The sequence below is a fragment of the Chloroflexus sp. genome (genome assembly GCF_034431535.1).
Lineage (GTDB): Bacteria > Chloroflexota > Chloroflexia > Chloroflexales > Chloroflexaceae > Chloroflexus.
Genome location: NZ_DAOUDC010000064.1, coordinates 1 through 20,638 on the forward strand (window position 1 = coordinate 1; position 20,638 = coordinate 20,638).

Genomic DNA, 20,638 nt, shown 5'->3' on the forward strand with positions numbered 1-20,638 from the left:
TACCTGTGGCGCCGCCCGGCCGTGCGGCGCCACTGTTTGTACCGGATAGATGCAATTATCGCGCCGCCCGGCGGTGTGGTTCCATCGATGCAATGTCACCCCACCGGCACCTCGCTGGCCGGTTGCGTCACCATGATGGCCGGCGCAGTTTCACCCATCGGCAGCAGGGCAACGCTCAACACCTCGTCGAGGGTTTCGACCGGGATGAAGGTCATCTCGGCGCTAACGGCGGGTGGCAGGTCGTCGAGGTCGAGCATGTTCCGTTTGGGCAGAATGATGGTGCGAATGCCGGCCCGATGCGCGCCGAGCGCCTTCTCTTTGATGCCGCCGATGGGCAGCACCCTCCCCCGCAGCGAGATTTCGCCGGTCATGGCGATGTCGTCGCGCACCAGCCGGCCGGTGGCGGCTGAAGCCAACGCCGTCGCCATCGTAATCCCCGCCGAGGGACCGTCTTTAGGCACGGCTCCCGCCGGCACGTGAATGTGGATGGCGTGGGTCTCGAAGAAATCCGGTTCGATGCCGAGCGAGCGGGCGCGCGAACGAACATACGTCAGCGCGGCTTCGGCGCTCTCGCGCATGACATCGCCGAGCTGGCCGGTGATCCGCAGCTCCTTCTTCCCTTCCACCGTACTCGCCTCAACAAAGATAATATCGCCGCCGACCGGCGTCCAGACCAACCCAATCGCTACGCCGGGTTGGTCGAGCCGCTCGCGGGTCTCGTTGGTGAAGCGAGGCCGGCCTAAGGTCGTGCGCACGAAGGCAGCATCAACCACGAACGGCAAGCTGGCCGGGTCGATCTTGCCTTCGCTGAGGCGGCGGGCGACTTTGCGCAGCACCGCGCCGATTGAGCGTTCGAGGTTGCGCACGCCGGCTTCACGGGTGTATGCATTGATGATGCAGCGTAACGCCTCTTCACTGACCGCCGCCTCTTCGGGGCGCAGGCCGTTGGCGCGCAACTGGCGTGGCACGAGATGGCTCTGCGCGATCTGCACCTTCTCGTCTTCGATGTACCCCGACAGTTCGATCACCTCCATGCGGTCGCGCAACGCAGGCGGTACTGTATCCCACGTGTTGGCGGTGGCGAGGAACAGCACCCGCGAGAGATCGAACGGCAGATTGAGATAGTGATCGGTGAAGGTGTGGTTCTGTTCCGGATCGAGCACTTCGAGCAGCGCAGCAGCCGGGTCGCCGCGGTAATCCATGCCAAGTTTGTCAATTTCATCGAGCAAAATCACCGGGTCGGCGGTACCGGCACGGCGTAGCTCTTGAATGATCCGACCCGGTTGCGAGCCGATATAGGTGCGGCGGAAGCCGCGCAGCTCGGCTTCGTCGCGCACGCCGCCCAAACTCATGCGCACGAAGCTGCGCCCCAAAGCGCGGGCAATACTCTGACCAAGGCTGGTCTTGCCGACGCCGGGAGGGCCGACGAAGGCGAGGATCGGCTCGCGGTTGGCGCGCAAGTTCTCTTCCCCCAACAGCGCGCGGCGCTGCTTGACCGCCAGATATTCGAGGATGCGCTCTTTCACCTTCTGCAAGCCGTGGTGGTCTTCGTCGAGCACCTGCCGGGCATAGGCGATGTCAATCGGCTGGCCGGCATAGGTATTCCACGGCAATTCGGCCAACCACTCTAGGTAGGTGCGCACCATCTGATATTCCGGCGAGCTCGCGTTAATCCGGGCCAGTCGGTTCAACTCGCGGTCAGCCTCTTTGCGCGCCACCTCCGGCAGATTGGCAGCAGCCAGCTTCTGGCGCAGATCGTCCAGCTCAGCCGCTTCGCTACTATCTTCCCCCAACTCCTTTTGAATTGCCTTCAACTGCTGGCGCAGATAAAACTCGCGCTGCTGCTTAGCCGCGCTCTCTTGCACCTCTTGGCGCAGGCGAGCCTGCACTTCGAGCACGGCAAAATGCTTGCGGTAGAACTCGCGCACTTTGCGTAGCCGCTCGACCACATCGAAGGTTTCGAGCAGCTCTTGCCGTTCGGCGAAGGTGTAATCGGGCGAATAGCCGGTATTGTCGGCCAGATGGCCGGGATCGTCGATCGAGCGCACGAAATTGCGGATCTCTTGGGTGACGCCGGGGCGCAATTCGAGCACGGCGTCGATGGCGGCATGCACTTCGACCATCAACTGCTCAAGTTCCGGCGTGCGCTCGAAGATATCGGGCCGGCGGGTGAAGCGGAAGCGCAGGTAAGGTGTGGTCTGAGTGGCTTCGATCAGTTCGGTGCGCACCAACCCGCGCACCACCACACCGGTCGCGCCGGTGGGCAGCGTGCCGATCTGCTCGATCCGGGCCACCACGCCAACCCGAAAGAGTTGATCGGCGACCGGCACCTCAGCCGGTGCCTCAGGCCGACGTGCGGCTAGCAACACCTTGCGCCCCTCGCGCGCGGCAGCCTCAGCCGCCGCTGCCCCTAGTTCATCGAGGGTCAAACTGACTACGGTATAGGGAAAGACTACTGCCCCTTCGAGCGGAATCAGCGGCAGCGTCTCTGGTGTCTCTTCGCTTGGTTGGTCGTGCAGCGTCTCGTCACTCATAGCGCGTCTCCCGATTGGTAAGCGGAACAACAATTCCGCACTATTGGTATTGTGAAACGCGCGCGAAAGCGTGTCAATGGCAGCAGCCAAGTTCTAGTGAAACTCTAATAGTAGAGGCGCAAAGGAAGCAAAGGCGCAGAGATTGTTAACGCAAAGACGCGAAGGATGCGAAAGGCGCAGAGGGTTTTGTAGGGATAACCCCAAGCACACTCTTACCCGACCGAAAAACCTTCGCGTCCGCTGCGCTCTTGGCGCCTTTGGGTTGAGCATCCTTTGCGTCTCTGCGTCTTGTCATCCCAACGGTAGTTGCCGCTTTCGTTCGCCGGTCAGCGCAAAGCGGGCATTGGCCACTGCTGCCGCGATCGGCCCCATCGGCGGTTCGCCGCCGCCAAAAGGCTGGTCGCCGCTGCGCAGAATCTGCACTGCTACCTCTGGCGCGTCGGCGATCGTCAGCAGCGGGTAGCGGTCGAAGTTGCCGGCGTCGATCCGGCCCTCGCTGATCGTGACCCGCTCGAACAGTGTTGCGCTCAGGCCCATCATGATCCCGCCTTCAGTTTGGGCGGCCAACCCGTCGGGGTTAATCGCCAGACCGGGATCAACCGCTGCCCACACCCGGTAGACCCGCAGTTTGTCGCCTTCGTACCCCACCTCAGCCACGTGGGCCGCGACTGTGTTCATATCTACGCTACACGCAATCCCGCGGACCCGGCCCGCCGGCGCCGGTGTGCGCCAGCCGGCCATCTCGGCGACGGTCAGCAGCGTTGCGCGGAAGCGCTGGCCGAGTTCGCTGTCCGGCAGGTGGCGCAGCCGGAACTCAAGCGGATCGCTACCGGCGGCGTGCGCGAGTTCGTCAATGAAGCTTTCGACGGCAAAGACATTGGCCAACAAACCGAGCCCGCGCCATGGCCCGGTCGGCACCGGCAACTCGACCGTTTGCGACGTGACCAGCAGGCTCGGAATGTTGTAGACCAGCCGCGCGCCGCGCCAAGCGCCAAAATCACTGCCGAGCAGCCAGCGCAGCGGCGCTGGAATGAAATCGAACAGCACATTGCCGCTGGCGTGGCGTTGTTCGAGCGCGATGATGTTGCCTTGACCATCGAGCGTAGCGCGGAAAGCGGCGTAGGTCGGCGGGCGCAAGTAACTGTAGCGAAACTCCTCGGTGCGCGTCCAGCCAACATGGACTGGCTTGCCTGCTGCTGCCGAGAGGATGGCGGCTTCGTTGGCGGCGGTGATCAGCAGTTTGCGCCCAAACCCGCCGCCGAGATAGGTAGGGGTGACTGCGACCGTATCGGCTGGCCGGCCTAGCGTAGCCGCGATCGACTCGGCGACCTGCACCGGTGATTGGGTGCTGACCCAAGCCTGCACCCGGTTGGGTTGGACATCAACCAGCGCCGCTTGCGGTTCGAGGTTGGCATGGGCGGCGAGCGGAGTGCGGTACGTTGCCTCGATCACCTGCGCCCCGCGCAGGGCAGCGCCGGCATCGCCGCGTTGCTGGATCGGCGTCCCCGATCCGGCTTGCGCTGCCAGACGTTCTTCAAGGTCTTGATGGGTAAACGGCGGCGGCGTCTCCCACTCGATCTCAAGATCGTTAAGCGCAGCGTATGCGGTCAGGCGCGATTCAGCCACGACTCCGGCAAAACCATCGCGGATCACCACCTGCACCACACCGGGCCGGCTCAGCGCTGTACCGGGGGCGGCCCGCCGCAGTTTCGCGCCGAGGCGGGGCGGTCGGGCCACGGCACCGTACAACATGCCCTCGACCCGCGCATCGTAGCCGTAGATCGCCGTGCCGCGCACTTTCGCCGGCAGATCAAGCCGCGGCGCCGGCTGGCCGATAATCCGCCACCGGTCGGGCGGCGTCAGCGGGGCGGCCTCGGCTGGCGCCTGCCACGCACGCGGTTGCGATGCCAGCTCGCCAAACCCGATCCGGCGGGCCGGATTGGCCGGATCAATCACGAACCCCTGCTCGATCTCGGCCTGCGCAATCCCGAGTTGCTCGGCTCCGGCGGCGCGCAGCATCTCGCGCAAAGTGGCCGCCGTCTCGCGAATAACCGGAAAGAGACCCATGACCGAGTATGAGGCGCTGGTGCCGGCGGGATCACGCACCGGCCCGATTGAGCTGCTCTGTGTCACGCTTATCTGCTCCCACGCCACCCCCAACTCTTCGGCGGCCAGTTGGGCCAGCGCGGTATGGACGCCTTGCCCCATTTCGACCTTGGGCATCGCCATCACCACCCGGCCATCGGGTTGGATGGCAAACCAGATCGCCGGCTCTTTGGGGAACGATGCCGGTGGCCCGGTACCGTCGCCAAGCAGGTCGGCCAGCGCCAGCCGCGCCGCCGGCAGACCCAGCGCCGCGCCGAGTGCCAAACCGCCGCCTACCAAACCCAACCCGATCAGAAAGCCGCGCCGGGTCATGCGCCAACGTTGCGGACGATCGTCGCGCTTCATACCGCGCCCTCCTTCATCAACTCGGCAGCTCGCATCACTGCTCGCGCAATCCGCGCGTAGGCCCCGCAGCGGCAGTAGTTATAGCGCATCGCCGCAATCATCTCTTCGCGGGTTGGATTGGGGTTTTCAGCCAGCAATGCTGCCGCTGTCATCATCTGCCCGCTCATACACCAGCCGCACTGCGGCGTTTGCAGCTCAAGAAAGGCTTGTTGCACCGGGTGCAATCGCTCGCCATCAGCCAGCCCCTCAATCGTCGTAATCTGCGCGCCGGCTACTGCCGCCAGCATTGTCTGGCAACTGCGCGTCGCCACCCCGTTCACATGCACCGTACACGCGCCACAAATCCCCGCGCCGCATCCAAACTTTGTTCCCGTCAACCCCAACTCGTCGCGCAACACGTACAGCAACGGGCGTGCCGGTTCATCGGCGACGGTGTACTGTTGACCGTTGATTGTCAGTTCCATGCAAACTCCTCGATACTGCGAATATGAATAGCCACAAAGCGACACAAGAGGCGCAAAACATTTCTGTGAATTTTGCGTCTTTTTGTGGCTATTCTCCTTTACCTGCCCGCTGGGGTGAGGGGAGGTGATAGCCACAAAGCGACACAAGAGACGCAAAAAACTTTTGTGCGTTGTGCACCTCTTTGTGGCTATTTCCCTACTCCCCGCAATTGCTGTGCAATACCTGTTCATAGTATACTACTCATGATGAATACCACACCAATCTTGATCGTCGGCGGATTCGCCAGCGATCCCCAACTCTACAAACCACTGCGCGCCCACCTCGCCGAGGTGAGCGGACGACCCGTCTTTATCGCGCCCATCAACTTGCTCGATTGGGCATGGGTGGCGTTTGCCGACAGCTACGTCGAGCTGCTGCGCAAGCTCGATCGCACGGTCAACGATCTCATCGCCCAAACCGGCAGCTCGCGCGTCACGCTGGTTGCCCATAGCGCCGGCGGTGTGCTGGCCCGTATCTTCCTCGGCGACCAGCCCTACCGCGGGCGCGCTTACTATGGCCACCGGCGGGTTGATATGCTGATCATGCTGGGTACGCCGCAGCGCACCGAACGCGAAGGCCGCATTGGCGGCCTCAACCAGATTCGCTGGGCCGAGGAGCATTATCCAGGGGCGTATTGGCCAGATATGCACTACGTGAGTGTGATCGGGCGCAGCATCTTCGGCGATCCCAACGGCCCGCCGCCCGAACGTGGCGCCTACCAGAGCTATCGTCTCATCAGCGGTGAAGGTGCGCAATGGGGCGATGGCGTGACGCCGCTGCATCACGGCCTTTTGCCCGGCTCATTACAAATCATCATCCCTGGCTTGCGCCACGACCCCCGTCCCGACCGGCTCTGGTATGGCTCTAGTCCAGCCACCGTCGCGGTCTGGTGGCAGGCCGCCGTTGCCTATGCTGCGACACAAGCCGACGCGATCGGCTATAATCAATCTAGTGACGTTGCAGCGCAGCGTCTCGCCGCCAAATCACGAGCATAGCACCATTACCTTGCTCATCCCCCCTCTTTGAAGCAGGGTTGGGGTGAAGGGAATACAGCGAGGAACCGTATGTTTCGCCGTCTTTTTGGGCGCGCCCAAGACGCGCCGCGGAGCGAAGAAGAAGCTGCCCGCGAAGAGGAGCAGGTCGCCGCGTCGCTAGAAAAATCGCGACAGGGCATCTTTGGCCGGATCGCCAAACTGTTTGCGAACGACGATCCGATCACCGATGAACTGTGGGATGAGCTGGAAGAGGCGCTGCTCCAAGCCGATGTCGGGCTTGAGACGACCCAATATCTGGTCAACCGCACCCTCGACCGCGTCAATCGCCACGGGGTCAAGAAAGCGCGTGAGGCGCGTGATATGCTCAAGGCCGAAATGGTGCGCACTTTTGCCGAATATGCCGGCCAGAAGCGCCCTGACGCCAAGCCGTATGTGATTTTGGTGGTCGGCGTGAACGGGGCCGGCAAAACGACTCTGATCGCGAAATTGGCCCACCGCTACAAGAACCGCTTCAGCAAAAAGGTGCTGCTCGCCGCCGGCGATACCTTCCGCGCCGCTGCCACCGAGCAGCTTGAGACGTGGGCCGAGCGGGCCGGCGTGCCATGCGTGAGTCTCGGCCAAGGCGCTGATGCGGCGGCAGTGGTGTATAAGGCGATCGACGCCGCGCTTGAGCAAGATGTCGATATCTTGATCGTTGATACCGCCGGTCGCTTGCATGCCAAGTACAACCTGATGCAAGAGCTGGAGAAGATCCGCAACATTATTGCCCGCAAACTGCCCGGCGCGCCCCACGAGACGATTCTTGTGATCGATGCGACCACCGGCCAGAACGGGGTGTTGCAGGCCAAAGCCTTTCTCAAGGCCGCCGGTGTGACCGATGTTGCGGTGACAAAGATGGATGGCACCGCCAAGGGCGGGATCGCCTTCGCCATCGCTCAAGACATCGAACGCCCGATCCGCTACATCGGCACCGGCGAGAAGCTCGACGATCTGGCGCTGTTCGACGCGCAAACCTTTGTTGATGCACTGTTTGCCGAACCAAAAACGGTGAAAGGGTAACGGTAGCGGCCTAGCGGCGCTGTGCCTACAACAGCACAGCGCTGCTAGGCCCGTATTGAGAGAGTGCTATGTCGGTCGGAATCATCAAATGCCCATCCTGCAAGCAAAAACTTGCCATCTTTCCCTATGTGCCCGTTGGTGGGCAGGTCGTCTGCGCCAACCGTCATTGCGGCGCCAGCATCCGGCTCGTCTCGCGCAAGCCGCTGCGAGTAGAACTGGTACCCGAAGAAGAGACCTACACCGTCGATTACCGTCCGGAGTCGTATGGTTGATCGGCGGCTGATTGCCACCCTCTGTCTGATCGGCTGTGCTGTCCTGCTCGCCGGCTGTCTCCTCATCAGCGGCGAGCAGACCACTGTTTCCTTGCAAGGCAGTGCCGCCAACATCCTAACCACGTTCGTCAGCGCCGAGGGCAGCGACGAATACCGGGTGCTGGCGTTGCCGGCCAACACCGAAGCGCAGGCCATTGTTATGGTAGCAGTCGAATCGGGTGATGTGCAGATCGACCTCATCCAACCCGATGGCGCGGTCTCCTTTGCGCTCGCTAGCCGTCCGGGGACGCAAGTAACCCGCAGTGGCCCGATTCGCAGCGATGAGCAGGGCCAAATTCGCTATCGGATCACGGCCCGCAACGCGCGCAACGGCGAGATCCAGATCTTTTTGTTGCCGTGAGGGGTGGCAAACGGCAACTGTTTAGGCCCGTTTTTTGTTTCCAATCCCTACGCCGCCGGTAAGCACCACTGCGATTACGAAGATGGCCCACTTAATCACTTGCTGATGGTACGATGGCACACCGAGCAGGTTGAGACCGTTCGCCAGCATTCCAATGATGAACGATCCCGCGATTGTTCCCGGAATGCCGCCGGCGCCGCCGGCGAGGCTGCTGCCACCTAATACCGCCGCGGCGATGGCGTCCAGTTCGAGGCCGATGCCGGTGTTGGGTTGCGCCGACCACAAGCGCGCAGTGAGAATGATCCCACCGGCCACAAAGACCAACAGCATGAGCACGATTGGTACGAGGATTCCGGCAATATCATCAGTACTAAGCCAACGGAACGCTGCCGGAAAACCAGTGATGGGTTGGCCTTCGGTATACATCAGCGTCAGGCCGCGTGCCATCGCCAGCATCCCGAGCGTGGCCATGAAGGGCGGGATGCGCGCCAGTGTAATCAGTACGCCGTTGATGCAGCCAAGGCCGGTGCCGGTTGCCAATGCAGCAAGCACACTGATCTCAACCGGCCAACCCTGTTTCATCAACGCCGCGCCGATGGTTACCGATAAGGCCAGCACTGATCCCACCGAGAGATCGATCCCTCCCGTTAAGATCACCAACGTCATCCCGGCGCTGATGATGCCGTTGATGGCAGTTTGGCGCAGAATATTGATCAAGTTGGCCGGCGTCAAAAACCGGTCAGAGAGGAGCGCTAGCGCCAGCATCAACAAGATAAAGATCAGCGCCAGTCCAAACCGTTGGCCAAATGTGCGGCGATCGAAGCGATCGCTGCTCAGTGGGAATGATCGCATACTCGGTTCCCTATCTGATCGCTATTGTCGCTAGAACACGACCCCGGCCACCAAAATCACATTCGCATACGGCGTAAACTCCCCGGTGCGCACGACGGCACGCGCTTGCCGGCATAGCTCTTTGAGCGAAGCATGGCTGATCTCTTCCAATGGTGTTGCCGGTAGCATCTGCGTCAGCGCAGTACGAATGTGGGGACTGTGGCGTCCGGTCTCTTCAGCGATAATCGCGCGCTCGACCTGCATTTCGCTCAACACCGTGCGTACTGTGTCGAGAAACGGGGGCATATCCCGGCACAGGGCGAGATCAATCCGGCGCGTTTCAGGTGGTATCGGCAGGCCGGCATCAGCAATCACCACCATGTCCGCCGTGACCAAGGCTAGCAATCAGCTCCGAGAGCGCTGTATTCAGTAACAAGGTCTTCTTCATATTGCCTGCACCTCCAACAACCGCATCATTTCCACCCGTGACGGCAACGAAGGCTGCGCACCGGCGCGGGTCACGGCCAGCGCGCCAGCGGCATTGCCCCACCGCACGGCTTCGCGGGGGGGCTTGCCTTCGGCCAGCGCAACGCAAAACGCGGCTACAAACGCATCGCCGGCGGCTACGGTATCAACCACTGGCACCTGAAACGCCGGTAGCTGCACCGATTGGTCGTCGCTCATCAGCAGCGCGCCGGCTTCTCCCAGCGTCACCACGACATTCTTTACCCCTTGCTGGCGCAGCTTCGCAATCGCTGCCGCCACATCAGTTTCACCTCCAGCCAATGTTTGCAATTCCGGCTGGTTGGGCGCAAGGTAATCGAGTTGGGCCAGCAGCTCAGCCGGCAATGGACGGGCCGGCGCTGGATTAAGAATGACCTTCACTCCATATTTGCGGGCAAGGCGCGTCGCCGCCATCACCGCCTCCAATGGGCATTCGAGCGGCATCAACAGGGCATCCGCGCCGGTAAAGACAGCTTCGGCCCGCTCCACATCGGCTTCATTCACCTGCATATTCGCTCCCGGCGCCACCACAATCGTGTTTTGCCCGTGGGCGTCGAGGGTGATCAGCGCCACGCCGGTCGGGTGATCGGGATCGCGCTGGACAAAGGTTGTATCAACACCATCGTTTTGGGCCGCAGTCAGCAACGCCTCGCCAAACGCATCCACCCCTACCCGCCCGATCATACGCACCCGCGCACCGAGCCGGGTCGCCGCAACTGCTTGATTCGCCCCTTTGCCCCCCGGAAAGGTCTGAAAATCGCTGCCGATCAGCGTTTCACCGGGTTGCGGGTGGCGCGGCGCGCGCACGACGAGATCCATATTCAGACTACCCACCACAATGATTGTTGGGGTCATCGGCATGCTCCTCCTGATTGGCGTTCGACCAAACTGGTCGCGACGATATGCGTGCGCGCCGGTATGCTCGGATCCGCGATCCGCTCAAGCAGAAACTGCACCGCCGTGGCGGCTAACGCTGCTTTATCTTGGCGAATCGTGGTGAGGGGCGGATTGGCGTATGAAGCGAGCTCAATGTCATCAAACCCGACCACCGCGCAATCAGCCGGCACGCGCAGACCGGCTTCGGCCAGCGCGCGCAACGCGCCGAGCGCCATCATATCGTTACAGACAAACAGCGCCGTTGGCGGTTGGGCAAGGCGCAACAATTCGTGGGTGAGGGCGTACCCTGAATGCGGGTGAAAATCACCGCGCCGAATCATCTGTTCATTAATCGCTATGCCCGCTTCGACCAGCGCTTGCCGGTACCCAACCACCCGCTCGGCGCTCGGTGTGAGGTGCGATGGGCCGGTAATGCAGCCAATTCGGCGATGGCCCCGGCTCAAAAGATACCGGGTGGCTAATAATCCGCCTTGCAAGTTATCGGTCAGCACCGCGTCAACCTGAAGGCCGGGCAGTTGCCGATCAACCACCACCACCGGCAGTTCAAGCCGAAGCAATTCTTCGAGCGACGGGCTTTGATCACCGGTCGCCACAAAGATCAACCCGTCAACCTGCTTTTGCACAAAAACATCAACATACACTTGCTCACGGGCCAGATCATTTTTCGTATTGCCGAGAATGACGTTATACCCGGCCCGAAAAGCGGCATCTTCAATCGCGCGCGCCACTTCAGCAAAAAAGGGGTTCGCGCTATCGGGCAACATTAGGCCAAGCGTGTGCGTTTCCCCCCGCCGTAGCGAACGCGCGAGCACGTTAGGCCGGTAGTTCAACTCGGCCATCGCCGCCAATACCCGCTCGCGCGTTTCCGGCGCGACAAAGCGCGTATTGTTGATGATATGCGAGACCGTTGAGGGTGAGACTCCAGCTCGCAACGCGACTTCGCGAATCGTGGTCATATTTGTTTCGCAATCGTTTGCGCAATCGTTTGCGCACTAGTATAGCTGATCGTTGGGTCTAAGTCAATCATCGTTCGGGCTGAGCTATCCCTACGTCCGCTGCGGTACATACATGCTCCTGCCAGCCGCACCCCTCCCCTAACGGGGTTGAGGGCTAGGGTGGGGATATCGCCAATGCCAAGCCGCAGAGGGGCAAAGGCGCAGGGATGTTAAACGCAAAGCCGCAACGGGCACAAAGCACGCGAAGGGGTTAGGGGAAGGGGGCGAGGGTGGGGGTCGTTTACCCTCTCTGCGCTCTCTGCGTGCTCTGCGGTAAAACCTCTCCGCGCCCTCTGCGGTACATACATACTCCTACCCGCCGCACCCCTCCCCCAGCGGGGGTTGGGGCATCGCCAATGCCAAACCGCAACGGGCGCAAAGCCCGCGAAGGGGTAGGGAAGGGGGCGAGCGTGAGGTGGCACCCCGTTCCCCCTCTGCGCCCGCTGCGGTTAACTCTCCCCGCGCGCTTTCAGCTCAAGCAATCGCCCGCTGCTGATCTGTTCAAGCTTGCGCGTGAGGCGGTTACCGCTCAAGAGCAACTGCGCCACCGCCTGATGCGGAATAGCTATCAGATCAAGTGGCGTGAGCGCTACCACACTCGCCACCGGCACCGTTCCCCGCAGCAATTCCATCTCGCCAAAAAATTCCGCCGGTCCGAGCCGCGCCACCAGTTGCGCCGGCCCGCTCGGCCCCTGCTCAGTCTCTTCCTGTCGCAGCACCCCAACCTGACCTTGCGCAATAATGTAGAGTTTCCCACTTACCCGCCCCTGCCGGATAATCACCTGCCGCGAGGCAACCGTCATCTGCTCGGCGTTACGGGCCAGCTCGCGCAGTTGAGCGCGCGACATGTCGGCCAGCAATGGCACCCGCTCAAGCAGTCGCATGCGGTTCAGCAGTTCAGCCCCTTCCGCAGTATGCGGCGCCGCTTCGCGCAGCATCCGTTGCAATTCGCTCGCCGGCAAGTACAGCAGATCACTCTCAATGCTGGCCCGATATTCGCAATCCGTCACCTCTTGCCCTTGCAGCTCGCCAAAATAGTTGCCGCGGTGCAATTCGCGCACCGCGTCGCCATTCCGCTCCAATACCTCACCCGTCTCGATCACCCAAATCCCGCGCGGCGGTTCGCCAGCGCGCAGCAACACCTCGCCGGTAGCCACCCGTTGCGGCACAAAGGCCGCCGCCAGTTCCTGCAACTCGTGGTCGTCGCAGGTGGCAAATAGCTCAATCTGGCGCAGCAAGCGCAGGCGCGCTTCCCTCGCATCGCCGAACGCCTGCGAGATTTCATTGGCCCACGGCATCTGGGCAAGGCAGTGCCGCTCAAGCGCCTCGCGCTCCGGCCACGGCAAGGCGTCATACGATGCCAGCAGCGCGCGGCGGGCAAACGCCCGTCCCGCCAGTTGTTCCAGTGATGTGGCGGTGTAACGCAGAATCTCAGCATAACGCGCTGCTTGCGCATCGAGCGGCATTTCCAGTACCGTTGGGCTGATCCGTACCTGATCCCGGTCAAAGGTGATTTCCCAGTTGGCCGTCGCCGCCAGCACATCCATCCGGTTATCCAGCGCGCTGGTGCGTTGCACCCCGTAGTTTGCGCGCAACAGGCGGTACATGCCGATGTACATGTGGCGAAAGGCGTCTTGCAGCCGCACCTTCTCACCCAATGCCGGCTGCAACGGCCAGCTCAACCCGCTCAGGCTGATGCTGCGCAAGGTGACGAGGTGGGTGGCCCACGCCGCCGCCCACAAGCCGGCGGCCAACACCAGCAGCGCCAGCGCCGGCGGCGTGTTTCGCCACACCGGCAACAATTCCAACAAATAGCTGCCGATTTGAATCAGAATGCCAAACCAGAGTAATAGCCAGCTCCAGAAGAGCCGCGCATCGCGCAAACTGATGAGCAGCGGCAAGAGCAACGCTTGCCCGATCACGCCGCTATAGATCGGGACAGCGGCAGTCAAAGCCCACAATGGGCTATATTCGGGGTGCGCTATGCGGATGAGTTCGGCGGCGATCGCGCCGGCAGGGAAGGCGAGAGTGAGCAAGAAGGCGCTGGCGATCAATTCACTGCTGCGCTGTTGGTGCAAATCAACATCGAGCAGCGCGACGAAACCGGCTAAGAGCAGCAGCGCATAGCCGGCAATCTCCATCCCCGACCAGAGCCGTACTGCATCAGGGGCGAGGAGGTATCCCGCCTGCGCCACCATTTCGATCACGCTGATCAGCAAGAAGCTGGCCAGTGCCCGCCCGATCCATGCCCCTTCATAGTCGCGTTGCAGGTACCATTGCGCGATGACTGCCGCGACCCACAGCGTGGTCAGTACGATGCCGGTTTCCCAACTCAGCCCGAAACGCAGCGGTAAGAGGCCAACTGCCAGCGCCAGCGCGCCGAACGCGCTCGCCACAATCAGCGGGTTACGACCATACCCGCGCCGGGCCAGCCATACGGCAGCGGCGCGGATCGCGCCCCATCCGGTCAGCGCAACCCCGACGACCAATGGCGCAATGACCAGCACAAACAGCGCCACCGCTAGCAGCCGCCCGAACCAACCCCCAGCCCACAGTTCGCTGACCATACTGGCAAATTGGCGTTGCCAAAAGAGGGTCGCCATCACGATTGCCACGCCGGTGTAGATCGCACTCAGCAGACCGTAGCCGGCAAAGATTCGCTCTTCTTGGTTGAATGCTGCACCGGAGCGTAGCTTTTGCCAGAACGGTCCGCCGATAAAGGCGAGCGCCCGGTTGCGCAGATTCGGCAAGCGCAACGCATCAACCAGAATGAAATAGCCATCGAGTTCGAGTAACGGGTTGAAGTTAAATAGTGCTGTCAGGTACGAAGCGGTCGCGATCCGGCGCATCCACACCCCGGCGAGGGTGTCAGGCGCGGCCCATGCAATGATCGCGGCAATCGATCCGATCAGCAAATCGCAGAGCGGGCCGGCCAGCGACACCAGCATGCGCGCATGGCGCGGCGCGAGCCAAATGTCGCTAGTATCGACAAAGGCCGCCGGCATGCCAAAATAGAGCATAATCCCCGCCCGCGGCACATGCCGGCCAAAGTGTTTCACCGCCAAGCCGTGGGCGATTTCGTGCAAGGTGAGGGTGATAAACAGCGCAATGCCTAACATCAAAAAGTCGACCGCAAACTGTTCGCCGCTGATCAGGTCGCTGCCGCTCACGCCCGGCAAAAAGTAGTAGATCGCGCCGATCACGGTGATGATACCGAGCAACCCGGCAAAGAAGCGGTTGAACAGCCAGCGCCCAACCCAGCGGTATAACCCGTCAAACAGCGCATCAGCTCCAGTAAAAGCAAAACTGCGTCCATGGGTGAGGCTGAGGAGGCGTTGGCCCAAGCCCTCTGCCGTGCGTTGTTCGAGTTGGGTACTTAAACGCCGGTAGATGCCGGTTGGGGTGTCGGTTAGAAATCCCTGTGCGCGCAACGTATCAACCAAGTCAGCGATGGGCAACAATTGCTTGAAGCGCAGAAAGCCCATCGTCGCCAATTGGGCAATCGTCCGGCTGCCGTCCATCACCTGCCAAATCTCACGCTCGGCAGCGCTCAAGCGCAGGTAATGCCCGCTCGGACTGCGCAGCACCGTCACCTGTTGGCTGCCTTCGTTGAGCGTCTCTTCGATCACCCCCTCGATCCGCTGGGGCCGGTATTGGGCCGGATCGGCGCGTTGGCGCAGAATACTCCACACCCCGCCTTCGCCGGCTGGGTGGGTGATCAGCCGGCGTTGCAGGCTCTGGTAGAGGGTGCGGCGCTGGTCGCTCGGAGCAGTCACCTGCTCTTCGAGCGTAGACCAGAAGTGGCGTTGTGGGCGCAAGGTTTGTGCCATGCCGATGCGCAGAATTTCGACGCGAGTATCCGATCTGCCATTATCATGAACGGCCAATCTGCGTTGCCTTTACATCATAAGAGCGAAGTCGTGATTTGCCAAACCTGTTTTTCGTTTTTATTGCGAGCGAAAATAGCCCTCACAGTACGATTCTGCTGTGGAATGCGGTAGTCTCACTGCCGCACTCCATAACCTTGCGCACGTAGCTTCCTCCCAGCAGGAGGAGGCTGGGAGTGGGCATAACCGCATCCTTATCACCCTGAACTCCGTCTGCGCTCGCGCGGGGTAGGATCAGGGCGCTGCTGCGTACCGCTTGAGTAATGCTTCTCCTGTCAACCCAGCATCTCCCCTCTCCCGCGCCAGTGGGAAAGGGGCTGGGGGTGAGGGTATATCTGCGCATTGCAAAGCCTTCAACTGTATCTACGCTCATACATTCTGTCCGTCCTTGCACCCCGCTTGGGGAGGGAGTCACACCCTCACCCCGCAGCGCAAGAGATGGCGTAGACGCCCCCTATTGTCATTGCGAGGGAGCGGCGACACCCGGCGCAGCGGGGCGTCGCCCGACCGGAGCAATCTCCCGCTTCAGAAGGAACGATCTGCTGTCACAGGGTAAAGGAGACACGGAGGCGCCCTAATCGGGAAGATGTACACGGTTCGGAGGCATAGGGCGTAGACCCCGCAGCCTACAGCCGCTTCAGCGATGGCAATCCTCGCTATGGAGCGCGCCAGTGTAGCTGCCGCACTCCATAACCAAAACACATTGACAGTCTCGCCGAACATGGTACGATGCTAATATGAGCACGAAACGCATTGTTGTTACCGGGGCGACCGGCTTAATCGGTCGCAAATTGGTCGCCGAACTCCGCAACGATTACGAGCTCGTGATTTTTAGTCGCGATCCGTCCCGCGCCCGTTCGTCGTTGCCCGGCGCCGCCGACTATGTGGCGTGGCAACCCGCCGAGCAAGGGCCATGGTTTGCGGCTATCAACGGCGCATGGGGCGTCATCCATCTCGCTGGCGCGCCGATTTCATCCGGCCTGCTCGGCATGCGGTGGACACCCGAATACAAAACAGAGATTCGCAACAGCCGGGTGATCGGTACTCGTGGCATCGTCAACGCTATGGCAGCGGCCCAGCAACGGCCAGCGGTGTTTGTCTGCGCGTCGGCGGTTGGCTACTACGGCTTTTATCGCGATAATACGCCCCTCGATGAGAATTCGCCTCCCGGACGCGATTTTCTGGCGCAGGTTTGCGTAGCGTGGGAAGCTGAGGCGGCCAAAGCCGAAGCGTTGGGTGTGCGCACGGTGATGCTCCGCACCGGTCTGGTGCTCGATCCCGATTCGGGTGCATTGCCCCAGATTATGCTACCGTTCAAGCTGCTCACCGGCGGCCCGATTTTGCCCGGCACGCAGGTCTACCCGTGGATCCATCCGGCTGACGAGATTGGTTTGATCCGCTTTGCGCTAGAGAACGAGCGCGTGTGCGGCCCGCTCAACGCCGCCGCTCCCGGTGCGCTGTCCAACCGTGATTTCGCCGCCGTGCTCGGCAAAGTGCTCGGTGCGCCGTCGTGGTTGCCGGTGCCTGAGTTTAGCCTGCGCATTGCCCTCGGTGAAATGGCCGATCTGGTGGTCAATGGCCAAAACGCTGTGCCGCGCAAAGCGCTCGATCTGGGGTATCAGTTCCGCTTTCCCACCCTCGAACCGGCCTTGCGCGATTTGCTCAACATGCCGCGTTGAGGTTGTAGCGCACAGACGCTCTGTCCCTGTATCAGCGTCTGTGCGTTCCTGCGGACACCGCGATCGAATCTCATCAACTTCTTACTTGCTTCTAACCCAAAATTAAAATCGGCGCGCCATGATACCCTCAGCGATGGCGGCAGGTGTCGCCTGAAGCAGAGGAGGTTTCATTATGAATGTCAATCGGCTGGCATTGATCTTTGTCTTTTTGCTTGGCATCTTTATTGGCGTCGCTGGTGGCGGCGCCGCTGGCGGCGTGGCTGGCTATCTCGTCTCACGCCAAACCGTCGCGCAGGTCTCGGCGACGGTAACCTCTTTGCGGACGCAATCGGTCGCGGCGACAACGAATAGCGCCGCTGCGCCTGCCCAATCTCCGGCAGTGTCCGATGCAGTCGTCGTCAGTCTGTCGGATGCGATGGTTGAAGCGGTGAAGCGGGTGGCGCCAGCTGTGGTGACAGTCACGGTCGAGAGCAGCACCGGTCGCGGTAGCGGCAGCGGTGTGATTATCAGCAACGATGGCTACATCGTCACTAACAATCACGTGGTCGATGGCGGTCGTCGCTACTTTGTGTTGTTCGCCGATGGCACGCGCCGGCAAGCCAATTTGGTTGGCACTGACTCGCTCAACGATATTGCCGTGCTGAAGGTTGATGGCGAGGTGCCCGGCGTGGTGGTGATTGGCGATTCGGCGGCGTTGCAGCCCGGCGAGACGGTGCTGGCGATCGGCAGCCCGCTCGGCAACTTTCGCAACACCGTGACGGCTGGCGTCGTCAGCGCGCTGAACCGTTCGGTGCCCGGCAGCGGGATGGAAGGCTTGATCCAGACTGACGCAGCCATCAATAGCGGCAATAGCGGCGGCCCGCTCATCAACTTGAAGGGTGAGGTGGTCGGCATTAATACGATGGTCGTGCGCAACGAGCTTGGGTTTGGTTCGAGCGCGCCGGTTGAAGGCTTAGGCTTTGCGGTGCCGAGCAGCATCTTCTCGAACGTGGCCGATCAGATCATCCGCACTGGGCAGGTGCGCTATCCCTTCCTCGGCATTACCTATCTGATGATCGATGGTGAAGTGGCGGCGCAGTACAATCTGCCGGTGCAGAACGGCGCGTTTATTAATCCCGGCCTCAGCGGCCAACCCGCCGTCTTGCCCAACACCGCCGCGGCGCAGGCTGGCTTGCGCGAGGGTGATATCATCACCGCCGTCAACGGCCAACGCCTCGATCCCAACACCTCGCTGCGCCAATTGCTGTTGCAATACCGGCCCGGCGATATGGTCGAATTGACCATCCTACGCGATGGTACAGAACAGAATGTGACGGTGACGTTGGGCGAACGTCCCAGCAATCTGCGATAATGTAGAGCCGCACCGCCGTGCGGCTCCCACCCCATATCATCACCAGTATGCAGTCGAGCCGCACCGCCGTGCGGCTCGAAACTTATCCCCTCGTTGGTCACTATGCATTGCCAACCAACCGGTTCACCGTCCCCACCCGGCCCGCCGCAGCCGGGCGACAAATTCGCTCAGCAGCAGGGCGGTGGCCCCCCACACCTTGTACCCGTTGAGGGCGAAAAACGGCACCCTCATTCGGGTTCCGCTCCGTTCCCAAATCTCCTCGCGCACCGTCGCCGGATCGAAGAGCGCAGCCAGCGGCACTGTAAACACGCTCTCAACCTCTTCCGGATCGTGGTTCGGCTCAAACGGCGCTGGGTACGCGCCCACAATTGGGGTCAAGTAGTTGTTGCTCGGCGGGATGTAGAAGGTGGTCAGCGCACCGAGCACTTCCACCTGTACCGGGTCAACCCCAATCTCTTCATGCGCCTCGCGCAGCGCTGCGCCGGCGGCGCCGCCATCGCCGGGATCGATCCCGCCTCCCGGCAACGAAACTTCGCCGCGATGGGTGGTGACGCGGCTCGAACGTACCGTGAGCGGTAGGTGCAATTGATCGTCGCGCGGAAAGAGGAGCAGCAACGCCGCCGATTGGCGCGGCGTGACTTCCGGCGGCGGCGTGAATGGGCGCAACGGCGCGCCATCAAGCCGGCGCAGGATCAGCACCTCTTCGAGTGACGGCGGCGGTCCGGCCAGCGCCTGCCGGATCAATTCAATTTGTGTGCGCCAATGCATAATGCTCTCCATCATCGGAATGATTGTACTCTATTGTACTGCGTTCTTTCTCTTCGACCCATGCTCCGCTTGCCGTCTCTGCGCTTCTCCGCTACAATCCAACCATCAGCACCAGTATTTCCCACGAGGAGGCGCGCGTGTACAACCTGCAGGAACAGATTCAGGCCGATCATGACTATCTGATCCACCCGCTCACCCATCCGACGGCGCATCAGAACCCGACAATTTGGGTGGCCGGCCGTGGATCGATCGTTATCGACGCTGAAGGGCGCGAGTATATCGATGGCCTGAGCGGGCTGTGGAATGTGAATGTTGGCCATGGGCGCGAAGAGCTGGCCGAAGCCGCTTGTGCACAGATGAAGCAATTGGCCTATTATTCGTCGTATGTTGGTTCGACCAATCTGCCCGTCATTCAGTTGGGGCGGAAACTGAGCGAACTCTTTTACCCCAGCATCAACCACTTCTTCTTCACCTCCGGCGGCGCCGAGAGCACCGAAAGCTCGTTTAAGACGGCGCGTTTCTACTGGAAGGCGGTTGGCAAGCCGGAGAAGGTCAAGTTCATTTCGCGCATGAAGGGCTACCACGGCGTGACGATGGCCGCTATGAGCGCCACCGGCTTGCCGGCCTACTGGCCGATGTTCGAGCCGCGCGTGCCCGGTTTTATCCATATCGAGTCGCCTTATCCCTACCGCTTTGTCAATCCGACTCCGCACCTCAGCGATGGCGTCGCCGCCGCCAATCTGCTTGAAGAGGCGATTCTGCGCGAAGGGCCGGAAACCGTCGCCGCCTTTATCGCCGAGCCGGTGCAGGGCGCCGGTGGCGTCATTCCGCCCCAAGACGACTATTTCAAGCGGATCCGTGAGATTTGCGATTACTACGAGGTGCTGCTGATCAGCGACGAGGTGATTACCGGCTTTGGCCGCACCGGGCGCTGGTTTGGGCTCGATCACTACGGCATCGAACCCGACATTGCCCAGTTCGCTAAGGGGATCACGTCGGGCTACATTCCGCTCGGTGGCATTGGCGTCAGTGACCGCATCTACGAAGCTATCGAGTCGGTTCCGCCCGATAAGCGCTGGATGCACGCCTTTACCTATTCCGGCCACCCGACCGCTTGCGCGGTGGCGCTGGCCAATATTGCGATTATCGAGCGGGAAGGGTTGGTGCAGCGTGCCGCCGAAGTAGGCGATTACATGCAGCGCCGGCTACAAGAGCTGTATGCGCTGCCGCACGTCGGCAACGTGCGTGGCAAGGGCATGATGGCCGGCATCGAGTTGGTGGCCGATACCGCCACCAAGGCGTCCTTCCCCGCCAGCGCCAATGTTGGCGTGCGGGTGCAGAAAGAGATGACCGCGCGCGGTCTCTTCACCCGCGTGGTTGGCGATACCATCTGCCTTGCCCCGCCGTTGGTCACCACCTACGAGCAGATCGACCAAATCGTCACCATCATCGCCGATGCCATCGAGGCCACCATCGCCGCCATCCAGTAGGGGCCCAGCGCGCTGGGCCCC

At 61.6% G+C, this 20,638-nt stretch carries 15 protein-coding genes and 1 pseudogene; 7 read left to right on the forward strand and 9 right to left on the reverse strand.

The annotated features are described in order from the left end of the window. Positions 1–95: 95 nt before the first annotated feature. From lon to U9R61_RS15140, 3 genes are all read right to left on the reverse strand, one after another. Entirely contained in the window at positions 96–2,534 is a 2,439-nt protein-coding gene (lon, locus tag U9R61_RS15130; RefSeq protein WP_322489642.1) for an endopeptidase La, read from the reverse strand. Between the two features lie 291 nt (positions 2,535–2,825). Further along, positions 2,826–4,985 carry a xanthine dehydrogenase family protein molybdopterin-binding subunit gene (locus tag U9R61_RS15135; RefSeq protein WP_322489643.1) on the reverse strand — a complete coding sequence of 720 codons (2,160 nt, stop codon included), beginning with the start codon at positions 4,983–4,985 and terminating at the stop codon, positions 2,826–2,828. Beyond that, positions 4,982–5,449 carry a (2Fe-2S)-binding protein gene (locus U9R61_RS15140; RefSeq protein WP_322489644.1) on the reverse strand — a complete coding sequence of 156 codons (468 nt, stop codon included), beginning with the start codon at positions 5,447–5,449 and terminating at the stop codon, positions 4,982–4,984. The genes U9R61_RS15135 and U9R61_RS15140 overlap by 4 nt, the downstream gene beginning before the upstream one ends. Positions 5,450–5,692: 243 nt before the next feature. Here U9R61_RS15140 and U9R61_RS15145 point away from each other — a divergent pair, with 243 nt between their 5' ends. From U9R61_RS15145 to U9R61_RS15160, 4 genes are all read left to right on the forward strand, one after another. Next, positions 5,693–6,484: a lipase gene (locus U9R61_RS15145; RefSeq protein WP_322489645.1), complete on the forward strand. Its 792-nt coding sequence runs from the start codon at positions 5,693–5,695 to the stop codon at positions 6,482–6,484. A 69-nt stretch (positions 6,485–6,553) separates the two neighbouring features. Then, positions 6,554–7,543, forward strand: a complete 990-nt coding sequence (ftsY, locus tag U9R61_RS15150; protein ID WP_322489646.1) for a signal recognition particle-docking protein FtsY — start codon at positions 6,554–6,556, stop codon at positions 7,541–7,543. Between the two features lie 68 nt (positions 7,544–7,611). Next, entirely contained in the window at positions 7,612–7,815 is a 204-nt protein-coding gene (locus tag U9R61_RS15155; RefSeq protein WP_322489647.1) for a hypothetical protein, read from the forward strand. Continuing rightward, positions 7,808–8,215 carry a hypothetical protein gene (locus U9R61_RS15160; RefSeq protein ID WP_322489648.1) on the forward strand — a complete coding sequence of 136 codons (408 nt, stop codon included), beginning with the start codon at positions 7,808–7,810 and terminating at the stop codon, positions 8,213–8,215. The genes U9R61_RS15155 and U9R61_RS15160 overlap by 8 nt, the downstream gene beginning before the upstream one ends. 21 nt (positions 8,216–8,236) lie before the next feature. Here U9R61_RS15160 and U9R61_RS15165 read toward each other — a convergent pair whose 3' ends face one another. The 5 genes and pseudogenes from U9R61_RS15165 to U9R61_RS15185 form a co-directional block, all read right to left on the reverse strand. Then, the gene (locus U9R61_RS15165; protein WP_322489649.1) at positions 8,237–9,067 is read right to left on the reverse strand and encodes an ABC transporter permease; all 831 of its coding nucleotides are present in this window, start codon (positions 9,065–9,067) and stop codon (positions 8,237–8,239) included. A 30-nt stretch (positions 9,068–9,097) separates the two neighbouring features. Next, a pseudogene (rbsD, locus tag U9R61_RS15170) lies at positions 9,098–9,494 on the reverse strand (D-ribose pyranase). After that, positions 9,491–10,405, reverse strand: coding sequence for a ribokinase (gene rbsK / locus U9R61_RS15175; protein ID WP_322489651.1), 915 nt, complete (start codon positions 10,403–10,405; stop codon positions 9,491–9,493). Before rbsK ends, rbsD begins: the two are co-directional and overlap by 4 nt. Beyond that, positions 10,402–11,403 (reverse strand): LacI family DNA-binding transcriptional regulator, encoded by a 1,002-nt coding sequence (locus tag U9R61_RS15180; RefSeq protein WP_322489652.1) that lies wholly within the window; start codon positions 11,401–11,403, stop codon positions 10,402–10,404. Before U9R61_RS15180 ends, rbsK begins: the two co-directional genes overlap by 4 nt. Before the next feature lie 488 nt (positions 11,404–11,891). Then, a complete protein-coding gene (locus U9R61_RS15185) occupies positions 11,892–15,272 on the reverse strand; it encodes a cyclic nucleotide-binding domain-containing protein (RefSeq protein ID WP_322489653.1) in 3,381 nt (1,126 codons plus the stop codon). 794 nt (positions 15,273–16,066) lie between these two features. Between U9R61_RS15185 and U9R61_RS15190 the strand changes: the two genes are divergently transcribed. Both U9R61_RS15190 and U9R61_RS15195 read left to right on the forward strand, forming a co-directional pair. Further along, entirely contained in the window at positions 16,067–17,008 is a 942-nt protein-coding gene (locus U9R61_RS15190; RefSeq protein ID WP_322489654.1) for a TIGR01777 family oxidoreductase, read from the forward strand. A 172-nt stretch (positions 17,009–17,180) separates the two neighbouring features. After that, the gene (locus U9R61_RS15195) at positions 17,181–18,359 is read left to right on the forward strand and encodes a S1C family serine protease (protein ID WP_322489655.1); all 1,179 of its coding nucleotides are present in this window, start codon (positions 17,181–17,183) and stop codon (positions 18,357–18,359) included. Between the two features lie 123 nt (positions 18,360–18,482). Here the strand turns inward: U9R61_RS15195 and U9R61_RS15200 are convergent, their stop codons facing one another. Beyond that, a complete protein-coding gene (locus tag U9R61_RS15200; RefSeq protein WP_322489656.1) occupies positions 18,483–19,127 on the reverse strand; it encodes a CoA pyrophosphatase in 645 nt (214 codons plus the stop codon). 137 nt (positions 19,128–19,264) lie between these two features. Here U9R61_RS15200 and U9R61_RS15205 point away from each other — a divergent pair, with 137 nt between their 5' ends. After that, complete coding sequence (locus tag U9R61_RS15205) at positions 19,265–20,617, forward strand: aspartate aminotransferase family protein (protein WP_322489657.1); 1,353 nt, start codon at positions 19,265–19,267, stop codon at positions 20,615–20,617. The last annotated feature ends 21 nt before the right edge of the window (positions 20,618–20,638 follow it).